General features: G+C 70.0%; 15 protein-coding genes and 3 tRNA genes. 2 read left to right on the forward strand and 16 right to left on the reverse strand.

Annotated features, from left to right (window positions below):
* Position 1 precedes the first annotated feature (1 nt).
* The 16 genes from ABZ567_RS03045 to ABZ567_RS03120 form a co-directional block, all read right to left on the reverse strand.
* Entirely contained in the window at positions 2–550 is a 549-nt protein-coding gene (locus tag ABZ567_RS03045; RefSeq protein WP_360783954.1) for a flavin reductase family protein, read from the reverse strand.
* Positions 551–631: 81 nt separating this feature from the next.
* Positions 632–2,344 (reverse strand): FAD-dependent monooxygenase, encoded by a 1,713-nt coding sequence (locus ABZ567_RS03050; protein WP_360783955.1) that lies wholly within the window; start codon positions 2,342–2,344, stop codon positions 632–634.
* A gap of 200 nt (positions 2,345–2,544) precedes the next feature.
* Positions 2,545–3,489 (reverse strand): MarR family transcriptional regulator, encoded by a 945-nt coding sequence (locus ABZ567_RS03055; RefSeq protein WP_360783958.1) that lies wholly within the window; start codon positions 3,487–3,489, stop codon positions 2,545–2,547.
* A gap of 222 nt (positions 3,490–3,711) precedes the next feature.
* On the reverse strand, positions 3,712–5,181 hold the full coding sequence (locus tag ABZ567_RS03060) for an MFS transporter (RefSeq protein WP_360783960.1): 1,470 nt from the start codon (positions 5,179–5,181) through the stop codon (positions 3,712–3,714).
* Between the two features lie 88 nt (positions 5,182–5,269).
* The gene (locus ABZ567_RS03065; protein ID WP_360783962.1) at positions 5,270–5,929 is read right to left on the reverse strand and encodes a hemerythrin domain-containing protein; all 660 of its coding nucleotides are present in this window, start codon (positions 5,927–5,929) and stop codon (positions 5,270–5,272) included.
* A gap of 172 nt (positions 5,930–6,101) precedes the next feature.
* Positions 6,102–7,412 (reverse strand): cation:proton antiporter, encoded by a 1,311-nt coding sequence (locus tag ABZ567_RS03070; protein ID WP_360783965.1) that lies wholly within the window; start codon positions 7,410–7,412, stop codon positions 6,102–6,104.
* 29 nt (positions 7,413–7,441) lie between these two features.
* Complete coding sequence (locus tag ABZ567_RS03075) at positions 7,442–8,023, reverse strand: NAD(P)H-dependent oxidoreductase (protein ID WP_360783968.1); 582 nt, start codon at positions 8,021–8,023, stop codon at positions 7,442–7,444.
* 10 nt (positions 8,024–8,033) lie between these two features.
* Positions 8,034–8,435, reverse strand: a complete 402-nt coding sequence (locus ABZ567_RS03080) for a nitroreductase family deazaflavin-dependent oxidoreductase (RefSeq protein ID WP_360783971.1) — start codon at positions 8,433–8,435, stop codon at positions 8,034–8,036.
* 184 nt (positions 8,436–8,619) lie between these two features.
* Positions 8,620–9,093 (reverse strand): ester cyclase, encoded by a 474-nt coding sequence (locus ABZ567_RS03085; protein WP_360783974.1) that lies wholly within the window; start codon positions 9,091–9,093, stop codon positions 8,620–8,622.
* 58 nt (positions 9,094–9,151) lie between these two features.
* Positions 9,152–9,766: a nuclear transport factor 2 family protein gene (locus ABZ567_RS03090; protein ID WP_360783977.1), complete on the reverse strand. Its 615-nt coding sequence runs from the start codon at positions 9,764–9,766 to the stop codon at positions 9,152–9,154.
* Between the two features lie 8 nt (positions 9,767–9,774).
* A complete protein-coding gene (locus ABZ567_RS03095) occupies positions 9,775–10,149 on the reverse strand; it encodes a dehydrogenase (protein ID WP_360783980.1) in 375 nt (124 codons plus the stop codon).
* A gap of 244 nt (positions 10,150–10,393) precedes the next feature.
* Positions 10,394–10,654, reverse strand: a complete 261-nt coding sequence (locus ABZ567_RS03100) for a transcriptional regulator (protein ID WP_360783983.1) — start codon at positions 10,652–10,654, stop codon at positions 10,394–10,396.
* The gene (locus ABZ567_RS03105) at positions 10,651–11,277 is read right to left on the reverse strand and encodes an OvmZ protein (RefSeq protein ID WP_360783986.1); all 627 of its coding nucleotides are present in this window, start codon (positions 11,275–11,277) and stop codon (positions 10,651–10,653) included. The genes ABZ567_RS03100 and ABZ567_RS03105 overlap by 4 nt, the downstream gene beginning before the upstream one ends.
* 931 nt (positions 11,278–12,208) lie before the next feature.
* A tRNA-Ile gene (locus tag ABZ567_RS03110) sits at positions 12,209–12,285 on the reverse strand.
* Between the two features lie 165 nt (positions 12,286–12,450).
* Positions 12,451–12,523, reverse strand: a tRNA-Asn gene (locus ABZ567_RS03115).
* A gap of 5 nt (positions 12,524–12,528) precedes the next feature.
* Positions 12,529–12,601: transfer RNA gene (locus ABZ567_RS03120), tRNA-Asn, on the reverse strand.
* 157 nt (positions 12,602–12,758) lie between these two features.
* On the opposite strand from ABZ567_RS03120, the gene ABZ567_RS03125 reads away from it, so the two are divergent.
* Together ABZ567_RS03125 and ABZ567_RS03130 are read left to right on the forward strand one after the other, a co-directional pair.
* Positions 12,759–13,070 carry a YtxH domain-containing protein gene (locus ABZ567_RS03125; RefSeq protein WP_360783989.1) on the forward strand — a complete coding sequence of 104 codons (312 nt, stop codon included), beginning with the start codon at positions 12,759–12,761 and terminating at the stop codon, positions 13,068–13,070.
* Positions 13,071–13,100: 30 nt separating this feature from the next.
* Positions 13,101–14,540, forward strand: coding sequence for an FGGY family carbohydrate kinase (locus ABZ567_RS03130; protein WP_360783992.1), 1,440 nt, complete (start codon positions 13,101–13,103; stop codon positions 14,538–14,540).
* The last annotated feature ends 53 nt before the right edge of the window (positions 14,541–14,593 follow it).

The raw sequence follows: 14,593 nt of genomic DNA on the forward strand, positions 1-14,593 counted from the left end.
GTCAGCCGGCCCGGGCCGGGCTCACCGCGGGGCCCTTCGGTCCGGCCTGGGCGAAGCGTCCGTCCGCGGACTCCAGCGGCCCCAGGGTCCCGTCGAAGAAGATCAGCGGTTCCTGGGCGCTCCCCGGCGCGGCCAGCTCCAGGACCTCGCCGACCACGATGTCGTGGTCCCCGCCGGCGTGGACGGCCACCGTGGCGCAGGTCAGGTAGGCCAGGGCCTCGGTGAGGACCGGCGGGCCGTCGGGGGCGAAGTGGTGCGGGACGCCGTGGAACCCCTCCGGGCGGCGGGAGGCGAAGGCGCGGGCCAGTTCCTGCTGGCCGCCCGCGAGGAAGTTGACGGCGAAGGTGCCGTGCCGGCCGATCACGGCGTGCATCCGCGATTCCTTGTGCAGGCAGAAAAGGACGAGTGACGGGTCGAGCGAGACCGAGGTGAAGGAATTCACCGTCGTCCCTTCGGCCTCGCCGTCGGTTCCGGCGGTGATGACCGTCACCCCGGTCGCGAAAAGGCCGCAGACACGGCGGAATTCCTTCGGCGCTATCGGCTGTCTCATCTGGCTGTGGGTGAGTGAGCGCGCTGCGGGCATGTGCAATCCCTTTCCTGATCGGCTGCCGGTGTCGGAGCGTGCGCGCACCTAGAGGAGTTTACGGACCTTGGATCCGGCCTTGACGATGCCGAGCAGGAATTCCCGGCCGACGCTGTTCATCTCCGGGGGCGCCTCGACCGAGGCCCAGTAGAGGAAACGGGCCATGGTGGCGACCGACGGATAGATGAACCGCTTGTTCTCGTCCTTCCATCCGAAGACGGGATTGACGATGGGCGATTCGTCGAGGAGCTTGAAGATGATGTCGGCCGCCTCGTCCCCGGTCAGGGCACCTGCTTCGTACTTCTCGCAGGCCTCCGCCGTCGTCTCGAGGAGGATCTTGAACTTGTCGCTCTGCGGCCACCACAGTCCGGGGAAGTCGTTCTGCTCCAGCTCCCGGAAGTGGCGCTGGTCCTTGTCCTTGAAGTGCTTCAGGCGGGCCCGGGTCAGGCGCATCGTGCCGGGGGTGATGAACGAACCCCAGACGCGGAAGACGGCGTTCCAGAGGCGGAAGTGCGAGAAGGCGATGAAGGAGCTGTTGACGATCTCGTCGTTGTACTGGAGCAGCCCCTGCTCCAGGCGCTCCACGTACGCGAAGCGATCGGCCGAGAAGTCGCCGTCCTTGAGGGCCTCGAGGAGTCGGGAGGTGAGGGCGTCGACCACTTCGAGGGTGTTGGACAGGCCCCGGGAGAACAGCGGGTCCAGGAAGCCGGCGGCGTGCGACATCAGGCACCAGCGGTCGCCGATGGTCTGCTTGGAGGAGTACTGGAGCCGGTCCGTCGAGACCCACTCGCGGACCTTGCTCGCCCCGTCGAACTGCCGCTTGACCGCCGGGTACTTGTCGAGGAAGAGCTCGAACTCCTGCTCGGGGCTGATGTCCTTGGGTTTGGGGTAGGTGCGCTCGTCCATGGTCAGGCCGACGCTGCACAGCGGGTTGCGGGAGTCCTTGTGGTTGTCGAACGGGATGATCCAGAACCAGCCGCGCTCGATGAGGTGGTGCATCGTGCCGGTGTGCCAGTCGGCCGGCGGCCGCAGCTCCTTGGGGTGGCCGCTGACGTCGTCGAACCGCTTCACGCCCACGTAGTGCGTGAACATCGAGCGGGAGTGGTGCTTGAAGCGGGCCGGCTTGTCACGCAGGTCGAACTTCTCGGCGAGCGGCGAGCGGAACCCGGAGGCGTCCACCACGTACTTCGCGCGGAACGACTCGGGCTCCGCGCCCGGCGCGCCGCTGCGGCCGGTGACCGTGACGCCGTCGTCGTCGAAGTCGACGTCACTGGCACGCCAGCTCTGCTTTGCCACACAGCCGTACTTCACGGCGACGTGGAACATGAAGGAGTCGCTGTCCTGCCGGAACATGTGGCTGTTCTGGTGGAAGATCTTGGGCAGCGCCAGCTGGGTCGCCTCGCGCGGGTCGGGCTCCTTGCCGACCTCGTGCTTCATGAACCCGAAGTGGGCCTTGGTGCCGAAGGTGGGAGCGATGTCCCTGGTGCTCTGCCGCACACTGGCCAGGCTCTTGAGTTCGGGGAGCTCGTGGCGCTCGGCGAGAATGTGGATCCATTCGACGAGCTGCGGGGTCATCGACTCACCGACCGCGAATCGCGGATGGGTTGTGGCGTCGACGAGAAGAACCCTCGCTCCGTGTTTCGCGAGAATGGCTCCGGTCACCGATCCGGCGATACCGGAACCCAGGATGATGACGTCGTACGTCGCTTCCCTGGGTATGTCGTCCGTTCCTTTGGGCCTTTCGTTCGCCTGCGTGACCACGGGCCGTCTCCTTCGTCAGGTGGGGTGCGATCAGGTGCGAAAAGAGGGCATGAAAAACGGGCCCCTCCGTTGGCTTGGAATAGCCTTGGGGAGGAACCCGAAAAACGGCACGACTGAACCGCTGAGGAAAGCGTGACAGGAATTGCGCGGGCGGTCAACCCCTGCCGGGAAAAGGCGGGTCGACCAGAACCGGCCTGGGCTCAGCCACGCCGCCCGGCCGCTTCGGCGAGGCCGGGGTGGGCGGGTTCGAGGAGCTGGACGAGCAGGGAGCGCAGCTCGTCCTCGCCACCGGGCCCGAGCAGCTCGGCGATGTCCGCGGCGAGCAGGTCGACGGCACGGGCGACCGCCTTCAGCTGGGTGTGCCCGAACTCGGTGAGCTCCAGGGCGTGCCGGCGCCGGTCGTGCGGGTCACGCCCGCGGTGGACCATGCCGCCGTCGACGAGCTCGTCGACGAGCTGTGAGGTCGCGGGCCCCGTAATGGCCAGTTCCTGGGCCAGCCGCTGCTGCGGACAGGGCCCGGAGATGGCGAGGATGGACAGCGGCCCGTAGTGGCGGACCCTGAGGCCCGTCCCGGTCAGCTTCTCGTCGCCGAGCCGGCGCAACCGGTGGTGGGCCTGCTCGACGAGGTGCTCGGTGCCCTGCACGAGGTCCTGGGTGCCCTGCGGGAGCAGCCGCGCCAGCAGCGTGTTGAGGCGGGTGACCTGCTCGGGGCGGAGGGCGGCGGTGAGCCGCGCGTCCCGCTCGGCGACCGCGCGGCGTCCCGCCTCCACGGCGGATCGGCCCACGTCGGTCAGGGAGAGGATGTACTGGCGGCGGTTGTCCGGATTACGCGTGCGGAGCACCTGGCCCCGGTCCTCCAGGCGGTCGATGACGCCGACCATGATGGTCCGGTTGATGCCGAGGCGCTCGGCCAGGTCGAGCTGGGAGACCCAGTCGCCGCCGGTCAGCGCGTCCAGGACGAGGAAGTCCCGGGAGCCGTCCTCGGGGCCGTCCGCGAGGGACGTGAAGTGGGCGAAGACGCGGCGCAGGAGGTAGCCGATGAAACCGGTGAGCGCCTCCGGCAGGACGCCGGGGACCTCGGCCGTGGCCTCGGTCGCCGAGACGGGGTTTCGCGTTGCGTCGGGCTCGCCTCGCACGATCGTCATCTCCCCTTCGGAACCGGGTAACCGAGTATACGGCGGACGGCCGCGGCCGAACGGGGCCCGGACCACCGGTTTTCCCCTCCTGCAGGAGCGGCCCGCTCCCCGTACACGCCGCCCTCCGCCGTGCGCGCCCGCCGCCTCCGGACGCGCCTGACCCCGCCCGGAGGAGAAGAGGGTGGCCCGGGCGGGGTCGGGGTGGAGCGGGCGGAGCGTGGTGGGCACGGCTCAGTGAGGCTGCGCCTGCGGTGCCGTGGCCTTGATGGTGCCGAGGGTCACGATCAGGGCGAGCAGGTAGATGCCGCCGCCGATGAGGAGCCCGTAGGAGTAACCGGTGGTGAGCGCTTCGGAGCGGTCGCCGGACAGCCTGCCCTCGGTGATGACCGAGGCGGTCGCGGCGAGGATGGCGAGACCGACCGCGCCGCCGATCTGCTGGCTGGTGTTGATCAGGCCCGCCGCGATCCCGGTGTCCTCGGGGGAGACCCCGCGGACGCTGATGACGGTGACGGTGACGAAGACCAGGCCGAGGCCGAACCCGCAGACCAGCTGGGCGGGCAGGAGGGCGACGAAGGCGTTCTGGCCGGGCGCCAGGAAGCTGAGCCAGACCATGCCGGCGATGCCGACGACCAGTCCGACGGCGATGACGGAGCGCTCGGGGACCTTGGCCAGCAGCTGCGGTCCGACGCCGCCGGCCGCGATGCCGATCCCGATGGCGAACGGGAGGTAGGCGAGGCCGGTGATCATCGGCTCGTACCCCTTGACGATCTGCATGTAGAGCGTCAGGAAGTAGAAGGTGGCGAACATGCCCGCGCCGACCAGGAACATGATCGCGTTGGCGCCGGCGCGGCTCTTGTCGGCCACGACGGCACCCGGCACCATCGGCGCCCGGCTGGAGCGCTGGATGGCGATGAAGGCGACGATCAGCGCGACGGCGACGGCCAGGGCGATCAGGGTTGTGCTGTCGCCGAGGCCCTTCTCGCCCGCCCGGTTGATGCCGTAGACGAGGGACCCGAATCCGAAGGTGGCGGTGAGCGCGCCGGGGATGTCGACCTTGCCGCGGTCGCGCTCGCTCTCCTTCAGGACGCTGGTGCCGATCAGCACCGCGACGGCGATCGGGATGTTGATGTACATGACCCAGCGCCAGCTGAGGAACTCGGTCAGAGCTCCGCCGAGGAGCAGGCCGACGACCGAGCCGAGCCCGCCCATGGCCCCGTACACGCCGAGCGCCTTGTTGCGCGCGGGGCCCGCAGGGAAGGTGGAGGCCAGCAGGGAGAGTGCCGTGGGCGCCGCGATGGCAGCACCCACGCCCTGGAGGACACGGGCGATGAGCAGGACATCGCCGCTGCCGGCGAGGCCGCCGAGCAGCGAGGCGAGGGTGAAGATCACGAGCCCGGTACGGAAGACCCGCCGGCGGCCGAAGAGGTCACCGGCACGTCCGCCGGCCAGCAGCAGCCCGCCGAAGGCCAGGGCGTAGGCGGTGATGACCCAGCCGAGGTTGGCGTCGGAGAGGCCCAGCGCGCTCTGCATGCTCGGCAGGGCGACGGCCACGATCGTGTTGTCGAGGACCAGCATCAGCTGGGCGGCCGCGATGACCGCGAGCGCGAGGCCGAGCTTGTCCCCGGTCGGGGCCGGTGCGGCGGAGCCCGGAGGGGCCCCGGCGCCCGGTGGGACGGTTTCGGTTCTGTCCTGCATAGACATGAACGTCTCCAGAGGTGGTTCGGGGAGGTGGATCCGGCCCCTTCCCGACCCCCAGGAGCGGGACGGGCCGGCCCGGAGAGAGCGGGGTTCAGCGTCCTGCGGCGTCCTTGACGGCCCAGATGTCCAGGTCCTCGTAGGCGGCCCGCCACTCGGTCTCGTAGGCGGCGCGCAGGGGAGGCGGGAGCTTGTCGAGGATGGTGGCGACCCGGGCGGCGTCGATGTCGTCCAGGAGCCAGGGGAGGTAGCGGTTGGCGTCGCCGCCGATCCGGTTCTTCTGCTCGACGCTGAAGGCCGTCCACTCCTCCGCGCTCATGGTCAGGTCCATGAGCGCGAGCGCCTCCCGCTCCTCGTGGTCGAGGTGGGCACGGAGGTCGGTGTACAGCGTGTCGACGAGGCCGCCGAGGCGTTCGGTGCCCGTGTCGCGGTCGGCGAGGGCCGCGTCGATGTCCGTCAGCAGCGGGTCGATGACGGCGTGTTCGGCCTCCATCGCGTCGAGGAGGGCGATCTCGGCACGGGCGTCGCGCCCGTCCAGCGCCTTGTGCATCGCCGGCCAGACGGTGAGGTCCTCGGAGGTGTGGTGGGCGGTGAGGAACTTCTTGAACAGCTCCCAGCCGACCGCGGTGCTCAGCACGTGGCGCGGGTCCTCGTCCACCCGGGAGGTGATGCGCGCGATGCGCTCCAGTTCTCGGCGGAGCGCGTCGTGGATGGCGAACATCATCGTCATGTCGAGGTTCTTGAAGTCGCCCATCGTCTCTTCCCTCTCCCTGCATGCGTCCGGTCCCTGCATGCGTCCGGCTTGAGAGGAGACTATCGTCAACGTCCTTAACTATCAACTGGAGAACCATCACAGATCCAAGCACTCTGCGACGCCGGGCCCTCTCCCCCCGGCCCGGCGCCCACGGAGTCCGGGGTTCCGGCCGTTACCGGGTGGTGTCCACCGACTGCCGGGAGGCGTCCACCGGCTCGTCCGCGGGCCTCTTCTCCACCTCCGGCTCCTCCTCCGGCATCCCCTTGCGGATCCGGTCCAGCGCGGGCGAGGTCACGGCCGTGGTGATCAGCGCCATCAGCACCAGGATCGTGAACAGGTCCTGGCCGATCACCCCGAGGCCGAGCCCGACGTTCAGCACGATCAGCTCGGTCAGACCGCGGCAGTTCATCAGCGCCCCGATCGACATCGCGTCCCGCCAGGACTGGCCGGAGAGCCGGGCGGCCCCGGTCCCGCCGCCCCACTTCGCGAGCACCGCCACCGCCAGGACCGCACCGGCCCAGAGCCACTGCACCGGGTCCGCGGCCAGCAGCGACACATCCGCCCGCAGACCGGTGGTGACGAAGAACAGGGGAAGCAGTACGGGAACGGCGAAGGCCCTCAGCCGGGCCGCCTGGTACTCGATGACCCGGCTGCCGCGCGGAGTGACCGCACCGAAGACGAAGGCCCCGAACAGGGCGTGCACCCCGATCAGGTCCGTGGCGAGGGCGCTCAGGCACAGGCCGCTGAAGAGCAGGACCAGGACCAGGCTGTCGGTGGACGTCCGCTCGGCGCGGGCGGAGAGCCGCAGCAGCACCGGCCGCAGGACACCGAACATGAAGAGGGCGAAGCCGACCGCGAACAGCGCCGTCGTGACCGCTTCCATGGGGGAGCCGGCCGCCGAGACGGCGACCACCGCCGCCAGCAGGCACCAGGCGGTCACGTCGTCGAACGCGGCGCAGGCCAGCGCCAGCACACCGACCCGCGTCCGGTACATCCCCCGGTCCGACAGGATCCGGGCCATCACCGGGAAGGCCGTGATGCTCATGGCCACCGCGATGAACAGGACGAACGGCAGCCGGTCGACGCCCTCGGGGGCGAAGGACTCGTACATCCCGAGGGCAAGCAGCGTGCCGAGCCCCAGGGGCAGGGCGATGCTCACCATGGACACCAGCGCGGCGGTGCCGCTCTGGGCGCGGAGCGAGCCCAGCTGGAGTTCGTGACCGATGAGGAACATGAAGATGAGCAGTCCCAGATTGCCGAGCAACCCCAGATAGGGGAGGGACGACGGCGGGAAGAGCCACGCCTGCGCGCTGGGCCACAGCCACCCCAGGAACGAGGGACCGAGCAGCAGACCGACGGCTATCTCACCGACCACGGGCGGCTGGCCGGCCCCGCGGACCAGGCGCGCGCCTATCTTGCAGAGCAGGATCACCGCGGGGATGGCGATCAGGAGGTCGGGCAGGGGATCAATCGCAGCGGCCATCAGTTCTCCAAAGGGAGGGGCGAAAGTTCTCAGGAGCCGTAGGGGTGTACGGACTTGGCGTCGCGCAGGGCACGCGCCCACCAGTGCAGCTGGTCGAGCATGAGCTTGGCGGCGGCCTCCGCACCCTCGGGCTCGGCCGGGAACCGGCCCTGGGCGTCGTAGTGTTCGAGGATCCGCGGGAAGAGCACCGCGTCCTTCATGCCGACCGCGTGGAACTCGGCGAAGATCTGCCGCAGGTGCTCCACCGCGCGCACGCCACCGGCCAGGGAGAGCCCGTAGCTCACGAACCCGACGGGTTTGGCCTCCCACTCGGCCTGGAAGCTGTCGACGAGGGTCTTGAAGGGGCCGGGAACACTGCGGTTGTACTCCGGGACGATCAGGACGAACGCCTCGGCGGAGGCGAGCCGGGGCCGCAACGCCGTCGCCACCGGATCCTGCGGGTCGAGGCTTCCGGGCAGGTCGTGGTCGGCCACGTCGACGACGTCCAGGACCAGGTCCTCCCGGAGCCCGGCCAGCGCGGTGAACCAGCCGGCCACATCCGGTGCCAGCCTGCCGCCGCGCACCGAGGCGACCACGACCACGACCTTGACGGGCGACGCGGGGGAAACCACCGGGCGCCCCTCAGCCCGTCGCCGCGGAACGCGCGGCGACAGGAGTGAGGGAGAGGAACTGGGTCGCGTCGACCCGCGACAGGATCCGTCGGGTCAGGGCGGGCATCTTGGTCGAACCGTCGTCCGTGAAGACCACCGGGTCGCACACCGCGATCCGCCGGCCCCGCGTGGTGATCTCGCAGCCCCCGGCGGCCAGGACGTTCTTGACCCAGTCGGAGCCGGGGCCGTACGGCAGGGTGATGACGATGTCCTCGCCCCGGCGGAACAGCTTGACCGGGGTGGTGAAAGCACGGCCGGACTTGCGGCCGCGGTGGTGCACCTTGCCGAAGCCGGGCATCCGGCTCAGGACGGGGCCCACGAAGTGGTTGGCGACCGCCTTGTTGAAGCGGGCCACGCGTCTGTTGATGGGCACGACTGCCTCCTCGTTCTCTGCTCAGGGCCGGACAGGGGTGGGAGAGGTTGGACGGAGGGTCGGACAGGGGCCGGGGGTTGGACAGGGGGCGAACAGGGCGGCGGCCAGAGGGGGCGGACCGGGAGTTCGGACAGAGGGGAGGGCGGCTCCTGCCGGAGCCGCCCTCCCCTCCCCCGCCGCTCGGTCAGGCCTGCTGCGGAGCTGCGGCCTTGGGGGTCAGCGGGCCGGTCGGCTTTCCGCCGGACTTCAGGAAGCGCTCCAGGGTGAAGTTGTCCACGAGACCCCACCGCTCGGCGATCTTGTCGCCCTCGAAGCGGAACCAGATGATGGCCTGGTGCTGGACCTGGAGCCCGGTCGGCTGGATGCCGATGAAGGGACCCGTGTGCTTGCCGTGCATCACCCACCGGATCGCGGCCCGGTCGTCCTGCGAGATGAAGTCGAGGATCTCGTACTTGATCTCACTGAACGCGGACTGCTGGATGCGGATCGTGTGCTTGAAGGCCTCCGGTCCCCGCATGGAGTCGTCGTGACTGCCGTGGTTGCGGAAGTCAGAGGTCAGATAGCGGTCCGCGGCGGTGAGGTCCCCGAGGTCCAGACCCTCGTGGAAGACCTTCTCGACGAGTTCGCGCTGCTGCTCGGGCGTGAGTGTGGTGGGCATGACAGTTCCTCCTCGGAACTCAGGGGTGGTGCAAGGGGTGTTGCCGGGCCGGAAGGCCTCAGCGAGGGGTGTCGACGACCTCGAGGGTCCGGGCGTCGACCTCGGTCACTCCGCCGGGCGGAGAGCCGGTGCTCCAGACGATCCGGAGCCGCAGCCGCGCGAACCGCCAGCCGTCCGCCGTACGCCGCGCGACGCCGGTGAAGCGCCCGCCGATCTGGAAGTAGGCGGAGGGCTGCGGCGGTACGGGCGAGCCGAAGTGGACGTGCGACGCGATCAGGCTCCAGCTCACCGCGGCCCGGTCGCCGTCCGGCTCGACGGAGGCGAGGGAGCCGTGGTGATGCGTACGGCTCCAGCGCTCCATGATCTGCCGCAGGAATCCGTCGGCCCCGGCCAGACCCTGGTGGCTGCCCACCGGGAAGAGGAGCTCCACGTCCTCGGTGAACAGGGACGCGGCCCACATCTCGTCGAAACCGGAGCCGGAGCCGGAGCCGGATCCCGAATCCGTGCCGGAACCCGCGCCGGGCGCGGTGCCGGAGCCGGACGGGGTGTCGGCGAGTCCCTCGTCCAGGCTCGCCAGATAGCGGTCGATCAGGTTGTTCAGGGCCGCGACGTCGGACAACCGCGCCACCTCGGCGGCGAGTTCGTCGAGCGTGGGCCCCACGGATCCCGTCACGGGCGCCGTCACGGGACGCGGTGCGCGTCGGTCTCGGCGTCCGTCGAGTAGATCACCGTGTCGTCGGGGCCGTGCACGACCGCCTTGCCCGTGCCGGTGAACTTGCCGTCACCGGCGAGCCGGGCCTCGATGTCTATCTTGATGTAGGCGGCCCGGAAGCCGGTGGGGCTGATCTGGGTGACGTCCGTGTTGAAGTCCTCCCGCAGGAAGAACGAGAACGTGTCGTCACCGGTGGCGGTCCAGGAGCCGGCGCCCGTGCTCTTCTTCGTGACGACGACGAGCGAGCCGTCCTCCTGGAAGGTGACGGTGTAGTCGTCCACCTCGCCGTCGTGCGTGACCGTACCCGCCCACTGTCCGGCGGGCGTACTGGGAGAAACGGACATCGACCACACTTCCTCTCGCTGCTGCGGACAAAAAAGAATCCGCGTCCGGCACGAGGCCGGACACGGATTCTGGTGAGAGCTCGGGCCGCCGCGACGCCCGATTCGCCCGATCGCAAACGATCATGGAATCAGCGCGTGGAGCCGCCGAAAGGAGTGTGACACTCAATCTTCCGAACCGTCAACCCACCTATATTGTACGGGTCTACCCCCTCCCCCTCGACCGGAAAAGCACCATCGTCGCAGGTCAGAGGTGTGAGCGCGGCCGGTCACCCGCACTGGCCCCCTGTAAGTCGTAGGCGCTCTCCGCCGGACGCCCACCGGCGGGGAGGGGTCCTCCGTGCTCCCTCAACGTGAGCAGTTCATCAAGGTCGTACTCGGCTCGCTGCTTCCTTCCGTAGCGGGTGATCTTGCCGCGGGAGGCCCATTTGCGGATGGTCGCCTCACTCACTCCCATGGCCAGCGCGGCCAGCTCGGTCGACACGGTCCTGCGTCTCGGTGTCGTCATTCCGAGCACCTCGCCATCTGACCCGCCACCATCAGCCACTGACGCGGCGGCAGGGTGTGCCCGGCGTCGCAGGAGACCTGGTTCAGGGCCGCGGACGAGCCGCCGGCTCCGCGCACGACGGCCAGGAGCGTGCCCGTGCACTCGGGCTCCACGCACGCCCCGAGGGGCATCCCCCGCACCGGGGCCGGCCCGAAGAGGGCGCCGAGGCGCTGGAGCAGCCGGCGCACCTCCTCGTCGAACGAGACGGCGGCGGGGTGCCCGGCGATCCACTCCACCTCGTCGCGGAGGAACGCCACCAGCGACTCGATGTCGCAACCCCGCAGCCCCTTCCCCCCGCGCTCCTCGACGACCAACCGCGCCCACGAGGCCAGCACGTCCGCGGCCTCCGTGCGCATCTCCACGGTCCGCTCGTCGAGCACGGTGCCCATGGATCTGGTGCCGCTCACCCGTTCTCGCATCCGGGCGGGCCCCGGGGTCAGGGCGTGGTCGCTCTCGCGGTACAGACCGAGCAGGGTGAGCAGTTCCCCCCGCAGCCTCTCGACGCACATCGGGCAGATACGCCCGCAGAGGGTCGCGCAGTCCCGGCCTGTATGGCCGACGGGAAGTTCAGGGTTCTTGTGCATCTGACTCTTCGAATCCTTCCTTCGGTGTCCGTACGTGACGGCCCCGGGCACCTGGTGTGCCAAGCGGAGAAGGGGGCCGAGGAACGGGACTCGGAGCGGGCCGAGAACGCGGGTCCGCAGGGTGTCGCTCCGGTCCGATGCGCTGATCCGTGACAGTGATGGCTGCAAACCGCCCGACGAGCGGGAACCCGGGGTCCGAACACAGAACACGCCGTGGAGACGGCGGACGAGCGGGCGTTCACCCCCAACGGCACCATGGCAGGCAGATTCGATCTTGCGCCTCCCCGGGACGGAGGTCCCGTCTGCTCCAGGACCGAGGACAGATGAGACACCCACCGGGGGATGACTGGCAACCGGACCGTAGTGGCCGAATGAGAACAGATGACTACAGGAGTATTTATGTTGGCGTCGAACCGATCCGGTCGCGTCCTCGGCGCAGACATCGCAGCACAGCGCCCGAACGGCAAGCGGAATCTGACGTGCCATCAGCCAAGAGCCCGGAGCCGCGGGCCGACGGGGCAGGCATGGCAGGTGGCTGGCACCCACCCCCTGGGACCGAACGCCCGGACCGGACGTCGACGCACGGAAGTGGGGTGAATGCACCGCCACGAAGATCGACTCCGCACACCCGGCGCACCGGACCCCTACCGCATTTCGCATCCGTCATGCAACGAGATGAAGATCACAATAGAAACGGAACGTTACCGACCAGTCACGGAGACCTCGGGCAGGGAACCCCCACCCCTGGACGCCGAAACCGGAACCGGATACGGGACGGCGGGAGGACGCGTCAGGAAGCCATGGGCGCACCGGACGCCGCGTCCGGGTGACGCCCGGCGTGTCGCTCGCGGGAAGCGCCGCAGGGGCGGTGCAGTGTGGTGCATGAAAAAGCTCGCGGTCCCAGGCAAAACCTTCCTGCGACCACGAGCGGTGGTGGGGCGGGTGGGACTCGAACCCACGGCCGACGGATTATGAGTCCGCTGCTCTAACCGGCTGAGCTACCGCCCCGATCGGTGAGGCGCGTACATGTGTGCGCGCCGTCTGCCGCAGCATAGCCGCTCATACGATCTCCTGCTCCGGAAGATCGGCTCTGCCGACCATGAAGACAACGGCGCGCTCCGCACGGTTCCCCGAGACGCGAAAAAGGACCCCGAAGGGTCCTCTTCCGTTCCGCTCCCCCGACTGGACTCGAACCAGTAACCCTCCGGTTAACAGCCGAATGCTCTGCCAATTGAGCTACAGGGGATCGCGCTCCCCCGACTGGACTCGAACCAGTAACCTGCCGGTTAACAGCCGGCTGCTCTGCCAATTGAGCTACAGGGGATTGCTGCGTCGCACCGAACGGACCCACTCCGGATGCTCCGGGCGGGCGGTTGCTCGCTGCGACACATACATTAGCGCAAGCAGGGGGGTGCTCCGCCAATCGGTTCGCCGTGGGCACCGCGATGCATCAGGGAAGCTCTCCAGGGAAGGTGATGGCCATGCGATACAAGCTGACGTTCGTCATGGGACTCGCCCTCGGTTACGTGGTCGGCACACGTGCGGGTCGCGAGCGCTACGAGCAGTTGAGGAAGTCCGCCAAGGAGTTCGCCCAGAACCCGGCCGTGCGCAACGCCGCCGAGTCCGCCGCCCAGACCGGGCGGCAGGTCGCGGGCAAGGCCATGCACGTCGTCGGTGAGCGGGTGGGCGACCGGCTGCCCCCCTCCGTGGCCGACCGGGTCCACGCGCTGCGCGAGCGGAGCATGGGCAACGGGAGGGTCGAGGAGGACGAATGGGGCACCACCAACACCTGAACCGCGCCGCGTGCGGCAGAATCACCTGTCATGGGGATAGTCGCCGGACTCGACAGCTCAGCGGAGTTCACACGCATCGTCGTCTGTGACACGGACACGGGTGCCGTACTGCGGCAGGGGTACGCCCCTCATCCGGGCGAACCCAAGGCCGTCGACGTCGACCCGCAGACCTGGCTGCTCTCCCTCGGGGAGGCCGCGACCGGCGGACTCCTCGAGGGCGTGCAGGCCATCGGCGTGTCCGCGCAGCAGCACGGGGTCGTACCGCTCGACGCGCAGGGCGGCCTCGTGCGGCCCGCGCTCGTCCGCAACGACAAGCGGGCCCAGGTGGCCGCCGCCGATCTCGTGGAGTCGCTGGGTGGACGCCGGGCCTGGGCCGAGGCCGTCGGCTCCGTGCCCGGCTCCGGACAGCCGGTCGCCAAGCTGCGCTGGCTCGCCCGCACCGAGCCCGAGCACGCCCGCCGGATCGCGATGGTCCTCCAGCCGCACGACTGGCTGGTCTGGCAGCTCCTCGGCCGCCCCGCCCGGCGGACCACCGACCGCGGCGCCGCCTCCGCCACCGGCTACTGGTCGGCCCGCACCGGCGCGTACCGCCCCGACCTGGTCGAGCTGGCCCTCGGCCACCAGGCCGTGCTGCCCGAGGTCCTCGGGCCCGCAGAGGCGGCCGGCACCACGCCCGAGGGGCTCCTCATCTCCGCCGGTACGGGCGAGACGATGGCCGCCGCGCTCGGGCTCGGGCTCGGCCCCGGCGACGCGGTGGTCTCGCTCGGCGCCTCCGGCTCCGTGATGGCCGTCCACCACGAGACGCTCGCCGACCACAGCGGCATGATCACCTCCTTCGCCGACGCCACCGGCATGCACCTGCCCGTCGTCCACACCTCCAACGCGGTACGGGCCCTGCGCGGCACCGCCGAGATGCTGGGCGCCGAGTCGCTCGACGAGCTGTCCGCGCTCGCCCTGAAGTCGACGCCGGGCGCCTCCGGGCTCGTCCTGCTGCCCTATCTGGAGGGCGAGCGGACCCCGAGCCTGCCGCACTCGGCGGGCACGCTCAGCGGGCTGCGGCGGGAGTCGATGAAGCCCGAGCACCTGGCGCGGGCCGCGTTCGAGGGGATGCTCTGCGCGCTCACCGATGCCATGGACGTGCTGCGCGGGCGGGGCGTCGAGGTACGGCGGATCTTCCTGCTCGGCGCGGCGGCCGCGCTGCCGGCCGTGCAGGCGCTCGCCCCCGCGCTGTTCGGCGCGCAGGTCGTCGTCCCCCAGCCGGCCGATTACGCCGCGCTGGGTGCGGCCCGGCAGGCCGCCTGGGCGCTCGGGGTGGCGCGCGGCACGCTGTCGCCGTCCACTCCCCCGGCCTGGCAGGGCGCCGCCGCGCAGATCCTGGAGCCGGGCGAGGACCGGTCGGCGGGGCAGGCGGTGCGGCAGCAGTACGTGGCGACGCGGGAGCAGATCCACCCGGGTGCGTTCAGTTCGTAAAGTCTTCACCAGGGCTCGCCGCGCCCCCTAAACGAGTCGTCACGTCTCGGGGG

Origin of the sequence: Streptomyces sp. NPDC016459 (assembly GCF_040632845.1) — a bacterium.
In the GTDB taxonomy this organism is placed as follows: Bacteria; Actinomycetota; Actinomycetes; order Streptomycetales; family Streptomycetaceae; genus Streptomyces.

Excerpts from the sequence above, each read along its gene's own strand:
- ABZ567_RS03100 (WP_360783983.1), bottom strand. The coding sequence starts at position 10,654 with ATGACGACACCGAGACGCAGGACCGTGTCGACCGAGCTGGCCGCGCTG.
- ABZ567_RS03085 (WP_360783974.1), bottom strand. The coding sequence starts at position 9,093 with ATGCCCACCACACTCACGCCCGAGCAGCAGCGCGAACTCGTCGAGAAG.
- ABZ567_RS03070 (WP_360783965.1), bottom strand. The coding sequence starts at position 7,412 with ATGGCCGCTGCGATTGATCCCCTGCCCGACCTCCTGATCGCCATCCCC.
- ABZ567_RS03095 (WP_360783980.1), bottom strand. The coding sequence starts at position 10,149 with ATGTCCGTTTCTCCCAGTACGCCCGCCGGACAGTGGGCGGGTACGGTC.
- ABZ567_RS03045 (WP_360783954.1), bottom strand. The coding sequence starts at position 550 with ATGAGACAGCCGATAGCGCCGAAGGAATTCCGCCGTGTCTGCGGCCTT.
- ABZ567_RS03065 (WP_360783962.1), bottom strand. The coding sequence starts at position 5,929 with ATGGGCGACTTCAAGAACCTCGACATGACGATGATGTTCGCCATCCAC.
- ABZ567_RS03125 (WP_360783989.1), top strand. The coding sequence starts at position 12,759 with ATGCGATACAAGCTGACGTTCGTCATGGGACTCGCCCTCGGTTACGTG.
- ABZ567_RS03060 (WP_360783960.1), bottom strand. The coding sequence starts at position 5,181 with ATGTCTATGCAGGACAGAACCGAAACCGTCCCACCGGGCGCCGGGGCC.
- ABZ567_RS03130 (WP_360783992.1), top strand. The coding sequence starts at position 13,101 with ATGGGGATAGTCGCCGGACTCGACAGCTCAGCGGAGTTCACACGCATC.
- ABZ567_RS03055 (WP_360783958.1), bottom strand. The coding sequence starts at position 3,489 with ATGACGATCGTGCGAGGCGAGCCCGACGCAACGCGAAACCCCGTCTCG.
- ABZ567_RS03105 (WP_360783986.1), bottom strand. The coding sequence starts at position 11,277 with ATGCACAAGAACCCTGAACTTCCCGTCGGCCATACAGGCCGGGACTGC.